The sequence below is a fragment of the Lysinibacillus mangiferihumi genome (assembly GCF_003049665.1).
Lineage (GTDB): Bacteria > Bacillota > Bacilli > Bacillales_A > Planococcaceae > Lysinibacillus > Lysinibacillus mangiferihumi.
In genome coordinates this window covers 1-18,589 of record NZ_PYWM01000034.1, presented here as the reverse complement: position 1 = coordinate 18,589, position 18,589 = coordinate 1, and the positions used below count along the sequence as shown (strand labels likewise).

General features: G+C 36.6%; 11 protein-coding genes. 7 read left to right on the top strand and 4 right to left on the bottom strand.

The annotated features are described in order from the left end of the window. Nucleotides 1–139 precede the first annotated feature (139 nt). Nucleotides 140–2,044, top strand: a complete 1,905-nt coding sequence (locus C9J37_RS22725; RefSeq protein ID WP_235617210.1) for an N-acetylmuramoyl-L-alanine amidase — start codon at nucleotides 140–142, stop codon at nucleotides 2,042–2,044. Nucleotides 2,045–2,136: 92 nt separating this feature from the next. Here C9J37_RS22725 and C9J37_RS22720 read toward each other — a convergent pair whose 3' ends face one another. Further along, on the bottom strand, nucleotides 2,137–4,065 hold the full coding sequence (locus C9J37_RS22720; RefSeq protein ID WP_167397406.1) for an S-layer homology domain-containing protein: 1,929 nt from the start codon (nucleotides 4,063–4,065) through the stop codon (nucleotides 2,137–2,139). Nucleotides 4,066–4,336: 271 nt separating this feature from the next. Between C9J37_RS22720 and C9J37_RS22715 the strand changes: the two genes are divergently transcribed. After that, on the top strand, nucleotides 4,337–5,617 hold the full coding sequence (locus C9J37_RS22715; RefSeq protein ID WP_107897211.1) for an oligosaccharide repeat unit polymerase: 1,281 nt from the start codon (nucleotides 4,337–4,339) through the stop codon (nucleotides 5,615–5,617). A 248-nt stretch (nucleotides 5,618–5,865) separates the two neighbouring features. Here C9J37_RS22715 and C9J37_RS22710 read toward each other — a convergent pair whose 3' ends face one another. Further along, nucleotides 5,866–7,761 (bottom strand): S-layer homology domain-containing protein, encoded by a 1,896-nt coding sequence (locus tag C9J37_RS22710; protein ID WP_107897210.1) that lies wholly within the window; start codon nucleotides 7,759–7,761, stop codon nucleotides 5,866–5,868. A 234-nt stretch (nucleotides 7,762–7,995) separates the two neighbouring features. Between C9J37_RS22710 and C9J37_RS22705 the strand changes: the two genes are divergently transcribed. From C9J37_RS22705 to C9J37_RS22685, 5 genes are all read left to right on the top strand, one after another. After that, nucleotides 7,996–10,260 carry an S-layer homology domain-containing protein gene (locus tag C9J37_RS22705; protein WP_107897209.1) on the top strand — a complete coding sequence of 755 codons (2,265 nt, stop codon included), beginning with the start codon at nucleotides 7,996–7,998 and terminating at the stop codon, nucleotides 10,258–10,260. A gap of 204 nt (nucleotides 10,261–10,464) precedes the next feature. Beyond that, a complete protein-coding gene (locus C9J37_RS22700; RefSeq protein ID WP_107897208.1) occupies nucleotides 10,465–11,610 on the top strand; it encodes a polysaccharide pyruvyl transferase family protein in 1,146 nt (381 codons plus the stop codon). Continuing rightward, entirely contained in the window at nucleotides 11,607–12,707 is a 1,101-nt protein-coding gene (locus C9J37_RS22695) for a glycosyltransferase (protein WP_107897207.1), read from the top strand. Before C9J37_RS22700 ends, C9J37_RS22695 begins: the two co-directional genes overlap by 4 nt. Next, nucleotides 12,704–14,242 (top strand): murein biosynthesis integral membrane protein MurJ, encoded by a 1,539-nt coding sequence (gene murJ / locus C9J37_RS22690; RefSeq protein ID WP_107897206.1) that lies wholly within the window; start codon nucleotides 12,704–12,706, stop codon nucleotides 14,240–14,242. Before C9J37_RS22695 ends, murJ begins: the two co-directional genes overlap by 4 nt. 317 nt (nucleotides 14,243–14,559) lie before the next feature. Continuing rightward, complete coding sequence (locus C9J37_RS22685; RefSeq protein WP_107897205.1) at nucleotides 14,560–15,159, top strand: TetR/AcrR family transcriptional regulator; 600 nt, start codon at nucleotides 14,560–14,562, stop codon at nucleotides 15,157–15,159. 427 nt (nucleotides 15,160–15,586) lie between these two features. On the opposite strand, the gene C9J37_RS22680 is transcribed toward C9J37_RS22685, so the two are convergent. Both C9J37_RS22680 and brnQ read right to left on the bottom strand, forming a co-directional pair. Next, nucleotides 15,587–16,975, bottom strand: a complete 1,389-nt coding sequence (locus C9J37_RS22680; RefSeq protein ID WP_107897204.1) for a S41 family peptidase — start codon at nucleotides 16,973–16,975, stop codon at nucleotides 15,587–15,589. Between the two features lie 109 nt (nucleotides 16,976–17,084). Continuing rightward, nucleotides 17,085–18,407 carry a branched-chain amino acid transport system II carrier protein gene (gene brnQ, locus C9J37_RS22675; protein WP_107897203.1) on the bottom strand — a complete coding sequence of 441 codons (1,323 nt, stop codon included), beginning with the start codon at nucleotides 18,405–18,407 and terminating at the stop codon, nucleotides 17,085–17,087. Nucleotides 18,408–18,589 lie beyond the last annotated feature (182 nt).

Below are 18,589 nucleotides of genomic sequence, written 5' to 3'. Positions count from 1 at the left end.
CTCTCTTCTTTTTATGAATCTTTGTGAAATGAGGTGATAACAAAAAAATGTCGAATAGTTACAATCTATGATAGTTTTGCAAGTGGATTTTTGTTAAAATGAACAGAGAACACGAAACATGAAGGGAGGAAATAAGACATTGTACTTTAAAAAAATCAGTCTTATATTATGCGTCTTATTCATTTCAGCTTCTATGTTTACGATACATAGTGCAAATGCAAGTGGTGGTTTTGAAGATATTCCCTCAAACCCAAAGCATGAAGCTTATGAAGAGATCAATTATTTAGTTAGTTTAGGTGTCATAAAAGGATATACAGAAAAAGGTAAAACGTATTATAAACCGAATAATACGGTAACACGTGGACAAGTTGCCAAAATGGCAGTTGTGGCTTCAGGTAATAAACCATTAACGGTAAGCAAGTCCAATTTTTCAGATGTAACGGTTGGTACAGAGCTTTCAGGTTATGTTGAACGTGCTATCCAATTAGGATACTTTAAAACAAACACAACTGGTAAGTTTTTACCGAACAAGCCTTTAACTCGTGATGAAATGAGTTATGTATTAACAAAAGCATTTAAATTGGATGCAAGTGAATACGAAAATATGGATTCTCCTTTTGTGGATGTAGCGATTACAAATCCTTACGTTCAATATGTCAATGCGATTTACTATAATGGTATTACAAAAGGAAGCGGCCAAAACTATAATCCAAATAGCTCGGTAACACGTGCACAATTCGCATTATTTGTTGCGCGTGCAAAAAGTGAAAAATATCGTTTAGAGCTACCAGTAAAAGGTGTAGCTGTTCCTGATACATCACAAGTTATTGGTTTAGTTCAAGTGACAACAGATGGCTTGAATATTCGTAAATCAAAAGATTCAACTTCGAGTACAAACATTGTAGGCACAGTTAATAAAGGCGGAAAACTATCAGTCTATGCAATTGAAGGAGACTGGTTAAAAGTAACATATAAAGGTGCCTTTGCTTATATTTATAAAACATACGCTCAGTTTTTAGATGCGGATGGTAATGCATTAGGCAAAATTCAAAAAGAAGTAAAAACAACACAAGGTATTAATCTTTATGTGAAGCCAACTTCCTCTTCTAAAATCATTTCAACAGTTAATAGTAATGTTAAACTACCTGTCTACAAAACGGTTAATGGCTACCATTTAACAATCGTAAATGGCTTGCCAGGTTATGTTGTAGCAAATAGCACAGAGGATGTAGAAGTAGAACAGCCTTCAAAACCAGATCCAACGCCTCCACCTGTAACAGGAGGAGATTTACTAGGTCGTACAACTGTTGATAGTTTAAATGTTCGTAAAGAAGCGAACTCTACGTCAACGGTATTAGGTAAATTAAGCAAGGGCGATTATGTGCATGTCAACAGTATTAATGGCTATTGGGCTGAAATTACTTTTGATGGCCAAAAAGGTTATGTGCATAAATCGTATTTAAAACTATTAAACCAAAATGGCAATCCACTTAAAAATCGTATTATCATTCTTGACCCTGGTCACGGTGGTAAAGATCCAGGCGCTGTCGTAGGCTCCAATTCGGAAAAAGCGATTACATTAAAAGTTGGGACACTTGTACGACAAAAGCTGGAAGCAGCGGGAGCGAAAGTGTCAATGACACGCACAGGTGATACGTATCCATCACTGCAAGATCGCGTTGACTTTACGGATGCAAACTATGGCGAAATCTTTGTTAGTATTCATGTAAACTCAGCATCTAGCACCTCTGCACAAGGTACTGAAACATATTATGCTGTGACAACAGGAGATATGTTTCAAGAAGATATTGATTTAGCTACTTTTGTAAATAACCAAATTGTGAATAACTTAAACATGAAAAATCGCGGCGTGAAAGAACAACAATATTATGTTATTCGTAACATGTTAATTCCATCGATTCTAGTGGAACTAGGCTTCCTAACGAATAGTGAAGACCGAGGCAAAATGACAGATGATCAATATGTTGAGTTATTTGCTGAAGCGATTTATAAAGGAATTTATCAATATTACGCAAAACAATAATAAAAAGAGCTACATTGTTCAAAATATGAACTGTGTAGCTCTTTTTTATTTGGATTTAACTAGCAATAGTAGATTTTGACAATAGTCAAAATCTATTTCGCATTTGCGTGTAATGTACGATTAACAAATTGAGCAAAGTTTTGACGGGATACCGTATTGTTTGGCTTAAATGTTTGATCTGCATAGCCTGTTGTTATATTTAACGCATAGAGCGCTTGAATATCTTTAAAATAGGTATGAGATGTAGGAACGTCAGAAAATGATTTACTAGAATAGCCTTGTAACTTAAAACCTTTAACAAGTGCATGTGCCATAGCAGCACGTGTCATTGGCTGGTGCGCGTTGATTTTACCATCTTCTAAAGTAATAATCCCGTAACGAACGCCTGTAGCTAGTACTGCATAGCCATAATCACCTGCTTTGATATCACTGGCATGCAATGTGGCTGAACTTAAAGGTGAAATTCCTAGTGCACGTAACACCATTTCGGTAGCTTGCAAGCGTGTTAATGTGCCTTGGGGATTAAATTTGCCATTACTGCCTTTTACCACACCAAGTGCATGTAAGTTTTTAATATCATAGTAAGCACCACTTGATTTTGGTACATCTTGGAAGAATGGAGCATTGCCAATAGAGGCCTTATTGGAACCTTTTGTGCGTGTGAGCGTTTTAATTTCTGCAATAGTTGCAAATTTTTCGTCTGCATTTTTACGATCATTACGACCTTCAATGAAGGAAGTGCGTATCGTATACGTTCCAGCGGCTAAATTTCCAGGCATCAAGATTTGATATTTTTCCGAGTGGGTACTAATATCTTTCCGGTCTGCGTTCGATGTTGTCGCGTCTGCGGCTAGACCTGGTATGTAACGATCGTGCCCCTTTCCGACAATACGGTCGTTCGCATCAACAATTTCTACTGTTAACGTACCACGAGCAGGCACATTACCGTTGTTTTTTACTGTTACTGTAGAGTAAAAGACAAATTGACCAGATGGCGCTACATAACTTTGCACACCGTCAGAGTATAGAGAAAGATGATAGCGGCGTGGCACATATCCATCGTGATCTTCGGCAACCCAATGTAAAGCGTGCTTCATAAATATTTGAGCATCTGTGTCGCCCCGTGTGGTCGAGTAAGCAGCACCGTTTTCATTGTCTTGCCAGTCTGCTTTCACATTAATCGTCATATAATCGAAAATTTTGAAGCCGATTTGTACAACTCTTCCTTTGCCATATTCAATAGCATGAGCAGCACCAAATTCATTTTTCTTCATCGTTTGTGGCTTATCGGTATAGTTGTAATTCGAGAAATATAAAATCGGTGAAGCGGAGCCACCTTGCCAAGGTTTTATAATTTCAACCCACTCTTTATCCGATTTTGACAGACTAAGCGTGCTTTTACCGAGCTCTTTTGTGGCGTTTTGTATAATTGGGTGAACTGAATTTGCATTGCTAATGGTCGCGTTACCTAGCACAATATCGTCGATAAAGCGTGCATTGAAAACTTCTGATAAGTTATCCCATTCCATGACCCAAGAGTCGACGTCATAGATTAATGGAGAAAGATCCATTTGACCAGCTTTCGGAAATTTTGCTGATTCATTACGTGCTGTTTGGAATGCAAAAATAGCACCGCCACCATTTCGAACGTATATTTTGAGATTTTCTCGTTGTTGATGATTCATCATGACCGTATATGGAAAGACGATTGCATCATATTGACTTAAGTTTTCTAGGTTATTTAAGTCCTTTTCGAAAATTTTCTCTACATGGAAGCCTTGTTGCTGATATAAAAGGTATGCTTTAAGTTCTTTGTTATACGTTGAGCTATAGTCGACCTTTGGAGATACTGTTTGTCCCTCATATGTACCACCAGGGTGTGTAGTGTTGGCATATTTCTCACTACTTTCAGAGAAAACAATGCCGATTTTTTGTGTTGTAGCCTGGGCTTGCGTCGGTGATAGCAATGCAACAAGCATACAAGCACAGACAGCGATGAAGGAAATAACATATTTCTTCAATAAATCCACATCCTTGCTTTTTATTTTTCTCAAAATAGTATTACTAAATTTCATCATACACCTAAATATTGACTGATTCGTAGAGAATTAGGTAAAAATGAAATTTTTTAGCTTTTTTATGTAAAATCAATTCAATCCTTTCTATAAGTCTAACCGTATTTATGATATAATAACCTTTGTTTTTGTAGGGAAAACTAAAGAATAATAGTGATAACAACTATTGATTCATGATAGAGGAGGGCAATAACATCTTTTTAGATGTATTACATGTATGAATAAACTGAAGCAAGTTTTCACAAAGGTCAATAAGATTGATACGTTTTCACCGTATTTCTTTTTACCTTTTATATTAGTACTATATTTCTTTACAAGTCTATTTGATTTTCATCGATTTGAATTATTTAATGTTCGTGTGTCAATTTTGCCAGCTGTATTACTAGCGCTTGTTTGCTATTACATCGGTGTTTATATAATTGATCGATTACAATGGACAATCCCAACATTCGGGCTATCGTTCTTAGGAAAATATGTGATTCACTTTGTTGTGTTATTAACATTAATCGGATTAGCGTCTTATTTAATGATGATCTTTGGCGGTGGTTTAGGAATTTCCGATGAATCCAATCGTCGTAATCTTGATCCAAAACTAAACTTTTTTAGTCAGTTATTATGGTACGGAATTTTACTATTATTATCTTACAAAATGATTTTAGAAAAGAATATGACGTGGAAGAAGGCAATAGTATACGGCTCAATCTTTGCTGTTGTGATGTTCCTATTCCTATTAATGGGCTATCGTACGCCTTTAATTATTATGCTATTTACTGGAATTATTATTTTCCACTATGTTGTGAAACGTGTAAAATTAACTTGGTTCCTAACAGCATTATTTGTTATAGGTGTAGCATTCTCGATGTTCGGTTTCTTACGTGTGGTGACAGAAGATACAACGAAAGAATTTAATAATCGCGATCAACCAGATGTAGAACTGACAGAGACAGAAAAAGAAAAACTGTTAACAGTTGAGCAAAAAGTAAACTTAACGCCAAAATGGATGCGTTCATTAAATGGTGAAAGTGTAACAGGTCATATCGTTTTAAGTAAAATTATCGAGTACACACAAGAAGAGGGCTATTTAAACGGTCAAATTCATAAAGGTATCTTTAATACAATTCTTCCGGGTGAGCAAATTTCACCACGTATGAAGGTAACAGAGGTTGTTAACTCTTTAAGCGTGGAAGAAGGTAAATATATTACACGACCTACAAGAACGACAACACCGACCTTTATTGGACAGCTATTCCTAGATGGTGGCTATGCGCTTGTGGCAATTGGCTTCTTATTGTACGGTGTGTTAATTTCATTAATCTATAATAAAGTGAAACAAGGTGGCATTCGTAGTTTCCACTCAGTAGCGTACGCATTTGTCATTACATTGTTTACCGTGTCTATGCACACTGGATTACTTGATTTAATCTTTATTTTAATGTTAGGTTTCGTCGTCATTGCATCGGCAATTATTAAAACCGAGCAAAGAAAACTTAAATATTAATAATGAAGGGCTATCCTCTTGTGGGCAGCCCTTTTGTTTATTGTAAACGCGGGTAAATGTGTGTGATTCGCGGGTAAACCACATAAAATCGCGGGTAAACAGGTGCATTTCGCGGGTAAATGACAAAAAATCGCGGGTAAACAGGTGCATTTCGCGGGTAAACCACAAAAAATCGCGGGTAAATCACCCACACCGATGTAACCATAAAAAAGCGCCATCCAATTTAGCTATTGGATTGGCGCTATTTCTTATTTCACTGTATCTATAAGCTTAATATAATCTTTACTAATGTAAGCTGTGCCTGTATGAAGCTTATCAGGTAGCACTTCATGCCAGCCATTGATGTCCGTGTTAACGATGATAACTGGCATACCACTGCGCGCATATGTGAAGAGTGGACTATTGCTAGTTGAAGTCTCTAAACGAACATTTAGGCCTGCAGTAGTTGTTAAGCCAATTTTATATGGATTATTTGCATCTTTGAAGCCTAATGCTTTTTCAGCACGGTAGTAGTGGCCAGCAATTTTAGCACCCCAAAATGGATCTGATGCATATTTGACGTTAAAGCCAAGTGCCTTTGAACCAACTACAGCACCATTCGCATAGTTTCTACCTGGAGAGCCACCTGGTGTTATATAGTTTGGTTGTAAAAACTTCTCAACAAGTTCGTTAATGTTAGCAGCGACACTATCGAATTTTTTGTTAAGTGGGTTTGTGTCATAAACATATAAACCAAATAGGTTGTTTAAATTTTGAGCATGATCACTCATACCATAAGCACTTTCATGTTGCGCAAGTGCCAATATTAGCATGGCATTAATTTTTGAGCTTGCCTCAACTTCTTTTAATGTCTTCCCTAAACCGATTAGCTTACTTTTTGTTGTAGCATCTTTATAAAGCGTAATACCTGTACTTTCAACCTCGGCAAGCTTATTTAGAATGTAAGCATCAATTTCTTCTGCTGTATATTGCGTTGTTGCACGTGCGGGTAAAAATTGATAATAGTTATAAGCTTCACCTTTCGAAGAACTATTTCCATTTGTGAAATAAATGCCATTCCAGCTATAGTATTTTTCACCTTGTTTCATGAAGGCAGGTGCTTTTCCGTAAACATAGCTTGAAGAATATTTATTTGTTTTATAATCGTATAGCGTATGTTTAATTTCACCATTTTCGTTGGAGTAGTAAGAGCGTCCTTTACTTAGGGAAAACGGAATTAACGTGACATCTGCTTGTTTTAAATAGCCAACCTGACCTGCTAATCTCACTTTTACTTGCGTGGCATCACTGCTGATATATTCCATCTCTGTATTACCTGCAACAGCGATTTGATCTTTAATCGTTTCAGAATAAAGTGCAACATAATTATTCGTGACAACATAGCCGGAGGACATTTTCACAATTTTATCTTTTTGGACAATCACTTGGGTATTTTTTGTGATTGCTTTTTCAGCAGCGTCAAAACTTGCAAAGCCTTGATTGCCGACCAGTGTACCATTTGAAATTTCCTTAATCGCATACGTTGAGACGTCGGCAGCTCCATCACCAGCTAGTAACATCAAACGTTCAATGAACGTTGCAGCTTGTCCAATTGTTGCATTTTTTTCGGGCATAAAGTAGCCATTAGAACCAATGATGATGCCTAACTGTGCACCGATTGCTACAGCAGAACGGTAGTCTTTAATAATAGAAGCATTATCCTTAAATGTAATGGATGACGTACCTTTAGGAATTTTTAAATAATCAATAGCTCTCTCCAACATAATGGCCATATGTTGTCTTGAAATGGCGGCGTCAGGCTTAAATGACCCGTCTATGTAGCCAGTTATAATGCCGGCTGTAGCAGCAAGCTGAATATCTGTTGCATACACATATGTATCAGGTACATCGGTAAATACCATACCGTTATTCGCTTCAAGCTTCATGACCTTTGCTAAATACGAAGCAAATTCTCCGCGTGTAACATTGTCATTGGGGCGGTAACTGCCATTATCATCCATTACTATAGCGTTTTTGGATATCAAATAACGAAGACCCTTTTCGTGGGCATGCCCTGATAGTTCATCAGCAGATGCTAATTGGGGTTGCCAAAAGAGCAAGCTAATTATTGTCATAAGCATTGCAATGATTGATAGTTTTTTCATATTTTTACCCTCCTAAACTTTAACATCATTTTACCAAAGTTAGAGAGTTGACATAAGGTTAAATATGCGTATTATCATAAAATGCGTCAATATAAATAGTTTTTTTACCAATTATATGAAACTGGAAAATAGCTTAAATGTTCCATAGCTATTTTGGCATATTTTTGATAATCTTATAGAAGAAAAACATAGAAGGGAAGGTGAGGGCTCTACATTTCATGAGGAGCGCGAAAAATGAAAAGAATAGCAAAAATTTTACTGATTTTAGTTGTAATGATGTCGATTGTTGTTAGTCCGCTAAATGCCTATGCATTTCAAACAGAAAAGAAGAATTATCCACTTTCAAAAGGTGTGCAGTATAAACAATATACATACAGCAATACCTATACAAATTCTATTAATCACTTAACGATTAATGTTGATGATGCAACGACAGAAGTACAATTAGGAATGCCCGCAGCAGTCAATGGAAAAGAATCGACAGTAGCAAATGCAAATCGTCATTCTCGTGAGGGAAATCGAGTAGTTGGTGCTATTAATGCAAGTTTTTATAATATGTCTGAAGGTTATCCATTATTTTTACTAGCTAAAAATAATGTTATTTTAAATGGTGGTGCGGTTTCAAAAGGTTCCGACCAATATATGAACGTTCCAACAGCTTTTGGTATGAATTCGGATGGTCGTGGTGTCATTGATTATTTTGATTTTGATGTCACACTAGCCCATAATGGCACGAAATATGAAATGTCAGGGTTAAATCGTATTCGCAATATAAATGAAGCGATTATTTATACACCACAGTTTTATAGTAAAACAACAGATACAAATGAATTCGGGTTTGAAATGGTAGTAGACACAGGTTCGCCGATAACAGAAAATACATTTGGTCAAACGTTAACTGGAAAAGTCACACAAATTAAGCCCTATGGATCAAAAGATAAATTAACGATTCCATCTACTGGCTTCGTTGTATCTTTACAGGGTGGCGATTGGCACAAAAAGTTAAGCCATGTAGCGGTTGGCGATGAGATGAGTGTAAACTTTTCAATTGACCAACTTTGGCAAAATGCACAATTTATGTTGGCAAGTGGTCCTTATCTAGTAAAGGATGGTAAACCTTATATTATGATGAGCACAACAAGTTCACGTGCAAAAGAAGTTGCTCCACGTACAGTAGTGGCTACAAGTAACGATGGAAAAACTGTACATTTCATCACAGTAGATGGACGTCAAAGCCATAGTAAGGGCATGAATATGGTGCAACTTGCTAATTATTTAGTGGCACTTGGGGTGGATAGAGCCATTAATTTAGATGGCGGTGGTTCGACAACAATGGGAATTCGAAACTACGGCAGTAATAATGTTGTTTTAGCGAATTTACCTTCCAATTCAGGTAATACTCAGCGTCTCGTATCTGCCACACTACAAGCGGTAAGTACCGCGCCAAATGGCAAGGCGACACATATTAAATTTACGAATAGTACAAACTATGCAACATTGCTAGTAGGTGCTTCATCGAGTGTCGCAATACAATACGTTTTAGATGATAACTTTACGACACTACCACTAGATGGTCATGTAACGTTAGCTTCTCAAAACCAAACATTACAGATTAATGGTTTAAACTATACAGCAACGCAGGCTGGTGATGAACGCATTTACATCGGCTATGATGGCGCTGCGGTGCGATCATTCCAAGTCAAAGTAGTAGATGCTCCTACAACAATGAATGTTACGCCAAGCTCTAAAACAGTTGGAGCAGGAGAATCTGTGAAATTTACAATCGATGCAAAAGATGATGCAGGCAAGCCGATTGTTTATAATCCATCTCAAGTGAAATGGTCTGTAGAAGGAAATATCGGTACTATAACGAGCGATGGTAAGTTTACCGCACAAAATCCTGGTACAACAGGTAAGGTCATTGCAACTTTAGGCACGAAGAGTCAAATTGCTACAGTTACTGTAGCGAAGCCAGCGCTGTTTAAAGATATTCCAAATAATTACGTATACTTTAAAGAGATTGGATATTTAACGTCTCAAAATATTATTACCGGACAGGCTGATGGAACATTTAGACCGAATGACAAACTGACACGTGCACATGCAGCTGTCATTATTAGCCGTGCACTAGGTTTAAATACAAAAAATGTGAAAAATCCAAACTTCAAAGATATACCGGCAAATCACATTTACTTTAAAGAAATTGCAGCCGTTGTGGAAGCGGGCATTATGAGTGGCCGCGAAAACAATACTTTTGACCCGAATGCAACATTAACACGAGCACAGATGGCGAAAATTGTTGCAATCGCATATCAATTAAATGGAACAAGTGGTATTGCCTTTAAGGATGTTCCAAAAGATCATTGGGCGTATACATTTGTACAACAACTAGCAGCTAACAAGATTACAACAGGCTATGATGGTAACATTTTTAAACCAAATGAAGCAATTAGCCGAGCGCATTTCGGTCTGTTCCTTTATAGAGCAATTCATAAATAAAAGTTAGCAATAGATTACTAGCTGAAGCAAAATAAAGTAGTACTATTTTGCTGTTTTATCTGATTTAGTATTGTCATAAGGTGCTAGAAAAGGGGGGATCTCGTTGAAATTCGGGGCTCCCCTTTTTTTTACTATTTTTAAAAAGAACGAATAAGTGCAATTGTGGTATAATCTCTGTATTAAAAAGTAAAAGGATGTTTTTTAATGAAAATAGGCATTGTGGGGAATTACGGCAATGATAATAATGGTGATGAATCAATATTATACGGCATTCTTCAACAAGTAAAACAAACATTTTCGGTAACGAGTGACGACATTACCGTTTTCAGCAATAACACACAACAAACATCCGCGCGTTATGGGGTACATAGCTATCCATTGTATTATAAAAAGGGCAATTTATATAAAACGTTTATCCATACTTATAGAAATAACAAACAATATGTTTCGAATTTTGACCTCCTCATCATCGGTGGTGGTGGTATTTTAATGGACTTTTATAAACGTGAGGCCCATCTTTATGGAACATACGCAATGATGGCAAAACAAAGTAATATTCCCTACATTATATACGGATGCGGCGCAGGACCACTCGATACATTCTCAGGTAAAATTAGTATCCGCGTCATGTGTCGTTATGCAGCAAATATCTCTGTGCGTGATCCTCAGTCTAAAAAACTTTTACAAAGTATCGGGGTCAAAAAACCGATTGAAGTAATTGGTGATCCTGCATTTACGTTAAAAGGTGATCGCAAAGACTATGCTGATAAGCCAACGAAAATTGGTGTTTCAGCCGTTCCATATTATAATGCAAACTATTGGCCAGAAGGTAATGTTGCAAAATACGATGCATATGTAACAGGTATGGCGAAAAATTTAGATCAAGTCATTTCTGAGCAAAACGTTCACATTACATTTTTTGCAACAAAGTTTCCGCAAGATGTAACCGTGACAAAAGATATTCAGAAAAAAATGCAACATCGTGCTCATACAGAAATAATTGAGGAAAATCTTGTGCCTGAACGTTTACTTGAAGTAACAGGTGAGCAAGATATTATAATTGGTACGCGTTTACACTCGCTAATATTGGCGACCAATTCAGAGACTCCCATTATAGCTGTATCCTATCATACAAAGGTGCAAGATTTTATGTCCTTTGTCGGCGCATCAGATCGGTGCTTACAGATGCAGGATATAGAAGATGATGAGAAAGCTCTTTCTAAATTAGTTGGCAAACTAAGTAGCAATTGGGAACAGTCAATTGCAGAGACGAAACAAATTGCTACACATATTCATAAAGAGGCCATGTATGGTCAGGAATTAATGAAAAAGGCAGTGACACGTCTATGAAAAAAATACTCGTCATTAGTAATATGTATCCTTCATCTGATCATTTATCATTCGGTATTTTTGTGAAAAACCAAGTGACAGCGCTTGAAAAAGCTGGACTAGACGTTGAAATAGCAGTGAATACAAACCCAGCTACAGGCAAGAAAAACACGATTGTCAAATATGCTAAATGGGGATTTTCTACATTAATGAAGGGTTTGAAATATCGAAAATCAATCGATGTAACACATGCACACTACGTGTTTCCTTCAGGGATGTTATCGTTACTTTTAAAGAAAATGTTTGGTATACCATACATTGTTACTGCTCATGGTGGAGACATCGAACGTATGGCAAAGAAAAATGCGAGAATTCGCAATTGGACAGCGAGCATTTTACGTGAAAGTGACCATGTTATCGCCGTAGGTCCTGTGTTAGCACAACAAATTGAGCAAGACTTTGACATAGCGCCCGACAAAATCTCTGTTGTTAGCATGGGTGTCAATCGTCATGTATTTTCAAAGGGGAGACAAGCTGAAGTACGTCAACAATTGCAAGTGGCGAAAGAGGCTTTCGTTTTTCTATTTGTAGGAAATGTCATTAAGCAAAAAGGTGTAGAAGAGTTATTACAGGCATTCCAAATGTTAAAAACAAAAGTGGAGCGACCTATCGAGCTAAAAATTATAGGATCTAGAAGAGATGATAATTTTTACCAATCTTTGCAACCATTCTTTAGTGAAGACGTCAAATTTATAGACCCACTACAACAACAGGAACTTGTAAAGTGGTTCCAGGCAAGTGATGTCTTTGTGTTACCATCACATTTAGAAGGTTTTGGTCTTGTAGCATTAGAGGCACTAGCAACAGATACGCCTGTCATCGCTTCTAAAGTAGGTGGGCTTGTATCGCTACTTGGTGAGGGTGCGGGGCATTTAGTGGAGCCTGGGAACGCTATGGCTTTATCTGAGGAGATGCTGCGTGCAGTGAACACGCCGAAAGATCAATATATGAATCGTGAAGCGGTTAATGAAATATTAGCTATTCACGATGAAAAAAATATTACAGCTAGATGTATAGACATTTATAAGTCGGCCATTAAAGGTAGGGATGACTTATGAATAAATTTATTAAAATTGTAGGGGCAGTAGCGATTATTAATATCGTTGCTCGTGTTTTCGGCTTTTTACGTGAGGTCATTATCGGTATCCAATATGGGGTATCCCATACTGCGGATAGTATTTTCACAGCTTACACCATCCCAAATTTTTTATATTTAGTAGTAGGTGGCGCTTTTACGACAGCCGTAATCTCGATTTATAATCGGGAAACAACAGACCGAGCATTATTTGTAAAACAGTCCTTTACGGTTGTATTGTTGACTGTGTCTATTATGACGATTATTTTATTAGCATTTACCAATCCAATTATGGATATGTTTAACCAAGGCAAAAATAAGGAAGATTATAGTCAAAGTGATTTAGACTTATTGAAAAACTTGTACTTTTGGATGATGCCTTCATCTATCTTACTTGTTTTATCTTCTTGGTATAGTGGTTTACTGAATGTCAATGAAAAATTCCACTTATCGAGCTTTGCCATTTTAATTTACAATGCGATTTTCTTAGTCATTGCCGTTGGGTTATCTCAACTTGAAAGTATTAAAGCACTTGGATACGGTATAAGTGCTTTAGCTAGTGCGGCGATTATGTTGTATTTCTTAATAATTGGTTATCGCAAATTAGATTCCCATAAAGTCGGGTTTTCATTTGAACATAATATCTCCTCCAAGCAGCTTTGGATTATGGTCTTACCCATTATGCTCGGAGGAGCGACAATTCAATTATATGCTTTGTTACAGCGTGTTTTTGCTGGCATGCTTTCTGAAGGGGCTGTAGCAGCTGTGAACTATTCTTCCAAGCTAATGCAATTCCCGCAAGCGATTTTAATTACAGCTGTGACAACAGTAATTTATCCGATTCTGAGTCAAAAAGAAGCGAATAATGATTCTGCATCTATTAAAAGCCTATATTCTAAAGGATTGCACTATTTATTATTGCTTTTGATACCCGTAACAATATATTCTTATTTTTACTCAGAAAACTTGATACAGGTGGTCTTCCAGTATGGTAATTTCAATGCAAAATCGACAGTGCTTACTGCAGCTGTTTTAGCAATATTCGTGTTGTCCATGTATTTTTTAGCGGCAAATACGTATATTACGCGTTTCTATTATGCAAAGGGCGACTCCATGGCGCCAGTTATTTTTAGTTTAATCAATGTATTTGGTGTCAATATAGCCGTAATTATGTTGATGGTAGAAAATTACGGCGCCGAAGCAATCGCTTGGGGTACATTAATTAGTGCCATTACAAACTTTATTATGTTAGTTGGCTATGCAATAGTGAAGTACGACTTGAAAATGGGCATCTTTAGCAAAGAGTTACAATTTTTTAGAGCGGTGCCACCAATGATTGTCATTGCGGTAGTTATGTATTACTCCAGCCACTATTTAGTATTTGAATATAAGTGGTTAACGTTTATTGTAGGTCTAGCTATCTTTATTGCTGTCTTTGTAGGTTCCTACTTAGTATTTGGCATCAAAGAAGTAAAAGAATTTACGGATAAACTGAAAAAGAAGTTATTAAAACAATAAGCATTATAGTTAAAATAAAATGCGCAAAAAGCATGTTGGAAGTAGTACTTCCAGCATGCTTTTTGTATTTCTTATCACGCATAAATCAATTTTGTTTAAGATAATGCTTTTAGCTTATTACATTGCTTTTCAATAGATTAGAAAAGTACCAAACACCATATTTTGTTGAATATACATAGTGTAATTTTTGGAATTATATTATAATTAACATTATTCAGATAGTGGAAAGTGAAATAATGGATCTTGTGATGGTATTTACTATTTAAAATTACATTTTTAAACATGGTAATAATTTTTAACAGAGTAAGGTGACAATGATGGCAAGAGGTAGGAAAATCAACTCAAATGGTGAAAAAAGTAAACAATTATTACTGGAAAAGGCTGTGGAGCTTTTCGCTGAAAGGGGATACCATGCTACGAAAATAAGTGATATTGTAAAAGCAGCAGATGTAACACAGCCCACATTTTATTTATATTTTAAAAGTAAAGAATCGCTTTATGAGGACTTAAACATACAATTTCAGCTTGGATTTTATGCGATTATGGACAATCATTCCGAACAGGCTGAAAAAGGGCTGGAAGGCTTTATTCATATGCTAGAACATAAATTATCTTTGATGTTTCTCTATATTATTGAAAATCCAAAGTTAACGAAAATCGGCTTTTTTGAATCGAAACAATCATCAAGCGTTAAATCGCAGCTTACACAGCAATTTATTGAGCTAGTTTATCGACATGATTGTGATAGTTTGTTTAAATTACAAAATATCGATATAAAAATAGTTGCAGAGAGTTTTGTTGGCTCTTTTGAACGTTTAATATTAACGAATTTACTAGAACAAAAATGCAAGCCATGTGAACTTGCGCGAAATTTAGTTCATATCTTTTTTATATTAAAAGAAACTCCACGTGTGTGATTGTTAGAAATTTTAGTGAGTGAAAAATCCTTCTCAATATTGAGAGGGATTTTTATTGTAAGGCAATGGTGAATTCCGTTCCAGGCGCTCCCTTTCCGCAGGCACGGCTCCAACTAATTTTTGTGGCTGGGCGCGCCACAAAAATGGATTTTCCGCTCGTGCTGTCCTGCAGGAGTGTCGCGCCTTCCACCCCAAACAAGTAAGGCTTTCTAATCATAATCATATTAAAAATAGCCAGACTCTTTTTAACAGTCAATGCTCTATGGAATGGGGAGGCAACGGAGATTTTTGTTCCGCTTCTAGCTGATTTTAGCTTGGAATCGCCATTATGATGGGGAACAGCAATTCTATAAGAAAAGCGTTTGATTTCCGCTTTGGAGCGACAATCAAACGCTTTTGTTTAATGAGATGGCTCGTTGTTAGTTAGTTAGTTAGTTACTGCAATATGAAGATAAATACCTTTTTGCAGTTTGTCACCTGTAGGTTTCTGAATAGTTGGATGAACGAGCAACATATACTCTTGGCCTTTTCCTAAAGGATTTTTAGGTGTAACGAGTAAGGAATTGTCTTTTCCTACTTTTGTAGTAATTGGAATTTCGTCTCCGCCTAAAGCAACAAGCTGTACACTGCCTTCAGGAATTGGTGAAGAGAAGGCTTGCGAAAATTTAACTACAAATGTTTTTGTAGTTGGTACATTTTTTAGGCTTACTAGTTCCTGATACTCTTTGTATTGTGCTTTAATGGCATCGTAATGAGCTTGGAAGAGTGGTGCAGTCTTCGTTTGAATAGTTGGTTTCACGCCTACTTCGTTAATCGTTTGACCAGCAGGACCTGTAAATTTACCTACAGTAAGCTTTAAATAACTACCGTCATGTAATTCAAAGAAACCTTGCATTGCCCCTTTACCATAAGTAGTTTCACCATATAGAATCGCAGATTGTTGATCTTGTAACGAAGCTGCCAGCATTTCTGAAGCACTTGCACTATAGCGATTTACTAAAATACGTGTATCTGTTGGGAATTTAATGTTTTGTTGTGCAGCACGCACTTCATAAGAGGCATGGGCTTCCTGTAATAAATAGGCGATTTTTGCTTTTGGGAATAATCCAGTCAGCTGTTCTGCCGTTGCAACATAGCCACCGCCATTATTTTGTAAATCTAAAATAAAAGAAGTAGCACCACGTTGCTTAAGCTGAGTCAGTGCGTCTTTCACTAGTTGTGCGCCATCTTCAGAGAAAGAAGACATTGCTATGTAGCCAACATCACCAAACAATAAAGCAGATTCTACGTTTGGTAGGGTGAATTTTTTACGTGTAATAGTTTTAGTAGAAGTAGTACCATTCTCATGTAATAGCTTAACTTGCACATCGGTGCCTTCATTACCGATTAGCAGGGAAGAGGCTTCCTGAGTTGAGCTACCTACAATGGATTGACCATTAATGCCGATGATAATATCTCCTGCCACGACACCAGCTTCAGCTGCTCCACTTTCTTCGATTACTTGTAGAATATGAATGCCGTCATCATGCTCTTCAATGACAACACCAATACCGATTGTCGACATATTAATGCTATTCATAAATTCTTCAAATTCTTGCTTAGTAAAATATGTTGAGTAAGGGTCTAACATATTAATGATTTCCGAAATAGTTTTCGCATTTTGTAAGTTACCGTTTACTTTACCAACATAATTTTCTGTAATGATTTCCTTGATTTCCTCAACGAGTTGCTGTTCGTTAGTTGCAGCAGAAGCGTTTGATACAGGAAATAGGATAACACTCAGTATAAAAATGAAGGACCATAATACTTTTTTCATAAGACACCTCTTTTCTAATGACTTATGTTTATTATACATGAATTACCAAATTACAGCGAATGAAAACAGACACGTCTATAAAAGGAAGACGTGTCTGTTTGTTTGAAGTTTAGTTTTTCTTAAAAAGCTTATGAATAATAAAACCTATAATTGTACCAATCATTGCAGGAACAAGCCAACCAAGGCTTTGCTCATACAGTGGCAAAATATTTAAAATATTCTCATAAGAAGTAAACGTGATTTTCATCTGTTTTAAGCCATCGTAAAGACTGACAAAGAATGTCGGAATTAACGCTAGCACATAAACAATTCGTCCACCTTTAAAGAAATGATCGACAAGTGATAACACCATCAGTACGATTGCAAGCGGATAGATAATCAATAATACTGGAAGTGAAGTATTAATAATTGTCGATAACCCAACATTTGTAATCGCTACACTAAATAACGTAAAGACGATTAAAAATGTTTTATATGAGATTTGTGGAAATAGCTTATTGAAAAACTGTGCATTGGCTGTCAACAAGCCAACAGCAGTAGAAATACAAGCTAATAAAATCGTAATCGATAAAATAATACTTCCAAAGTCGCCAAAAAGGTATTCTGCTGATTTTGCAATGATGACGCCACCATTATCAGATGTACCAATTGCGCCAATGCTTGTATTGCCGATATAGCCAAGTGAAATATAAACAAAGGCCAAGCCAATGGCAGCGACAATCCCTGCAAAAATGGTTGTTTTGACTTGCTTTCTAGTATCGTTTATTCCCATACCACGTAATGCCTGTAAAATAACAATACCAAATACGAGAGCACCAAGAACATCCATCGTTAAATAACCTTTTACAAAACCTTCGTAAAATGGCGAATCTGTGTAATTCCCAACCGCTGTGCCTGATTCACCCATTGGAGTAATAAAGCTCTTAACAGCTAGTAGTAAAATAACAATTAAGAGCGCAGGGGTTAAAATTTTCCCTACACGATCTACAAGTTTCGATGGATTGAATGCTAAATAAAGTATTAAAGCAAAAAATACTATCGATGTAATGAATAGCGGAGCCCAATGTTCTTGAGCTGCCTCTGAAAGAAATGGCACAATGCCGATTTCATATGACACAGAGCCTGTACGTGGAACAGCGAAGAACGGCCCAATTGCTAAATAGACAATTGAAGTGAATATGATACCGAAAATTGGGTGAACACGACTGGCAAGTAGTTGTAAATCGCCGCCTGCTTTTGCAACTGCAACGATTGCCAGTAAAGGCAAGCCTACGCCTGTTATTAAAAAGCCCATCATGGCTGTTGTAATATGTTCACCAGCTTGTTGCCCGAGCAACGGTGGAAAGATAATATTACCTGCCCCTAAGAACAAGGCAAAAAGTAATAAGCCTACAGCTAAATTCTCTTTGATGAAAACCAAGATGTTTCTCATAAATAATAAAAACTCCTTTATAATTGAAAAGATAAAACTTTCTAAAAATTTTAAATGAATCAATTTCATAAATCGATTTTTTCAAGAGCTTAGACTGCTCCCGTGGTCGGTTTTTGGTTTTTTGAAAAATTATGCTGCTTTGTTTTGTAACTGTAAAAGTAAGTTGATACGATCGACTGCTA

Coding starts and splice junctions, on each gene's coding strand:
- C9J37_RS22715 (WP_107897211.1), top strand. CDS start 4,337: ATGAATAAACTGAAGCAAGTTTTCACAAAGGTCAATAAGATTGATACG.
- C9J37_RS22710 (WP_107897210.1), bottom strand. CDS start 7,761: ATGAAAAAACTATCAATCATTGCAATGCTTATGACAATAATTAGCTTG.
- C9J37_RS22705 (WP_107897209.1), top strand. CDS start 7,996: ATGAAAAGAATAGCAAAAATTTTACTGATTTTAGTTGTAATGATGTCG.
- C9J37_RS22700 (WP_107897208.1), top strand. CDS start 10,465: ATGAAAATAGGCATTGTGGGGAATTACGGCAATGATAATAATGGTGAT.
- C9J37_RS22695 (WP_107897207.1), top strand. CDS start 11,607: ATGAAAAAAATACTCGTCATTAGTAATATGTATCCTTCATCTGATCAT.
- murJ (WP_107897206.1), top strand. CDS start 12,704: ATGAATAAATTTATTAAAATTGTAGGGGCAGTAGCGATTATTAATATC.
- C9J37_RS22685 (WP_107897205.1), top strand. CDS start 14,560: ATGGCAAGAGGTAGGAAAATCAACTCAAATGGTGAAAAAAGTAAACAA.
- C9J37_RS22680 (WP_107897204.1), bottom strand. CDS start 16,975: ATGAAAAAAGTATTATGGTCCTTCATTTTTATACTGAGTGTTATCCTA.
- brnQ (WP_107897203.1), bottom strand. CDS start 18,407: ATGAGAAACATCTTGGTTTTCATCAAAGAGAATTTAGCTGTAGGCTTA.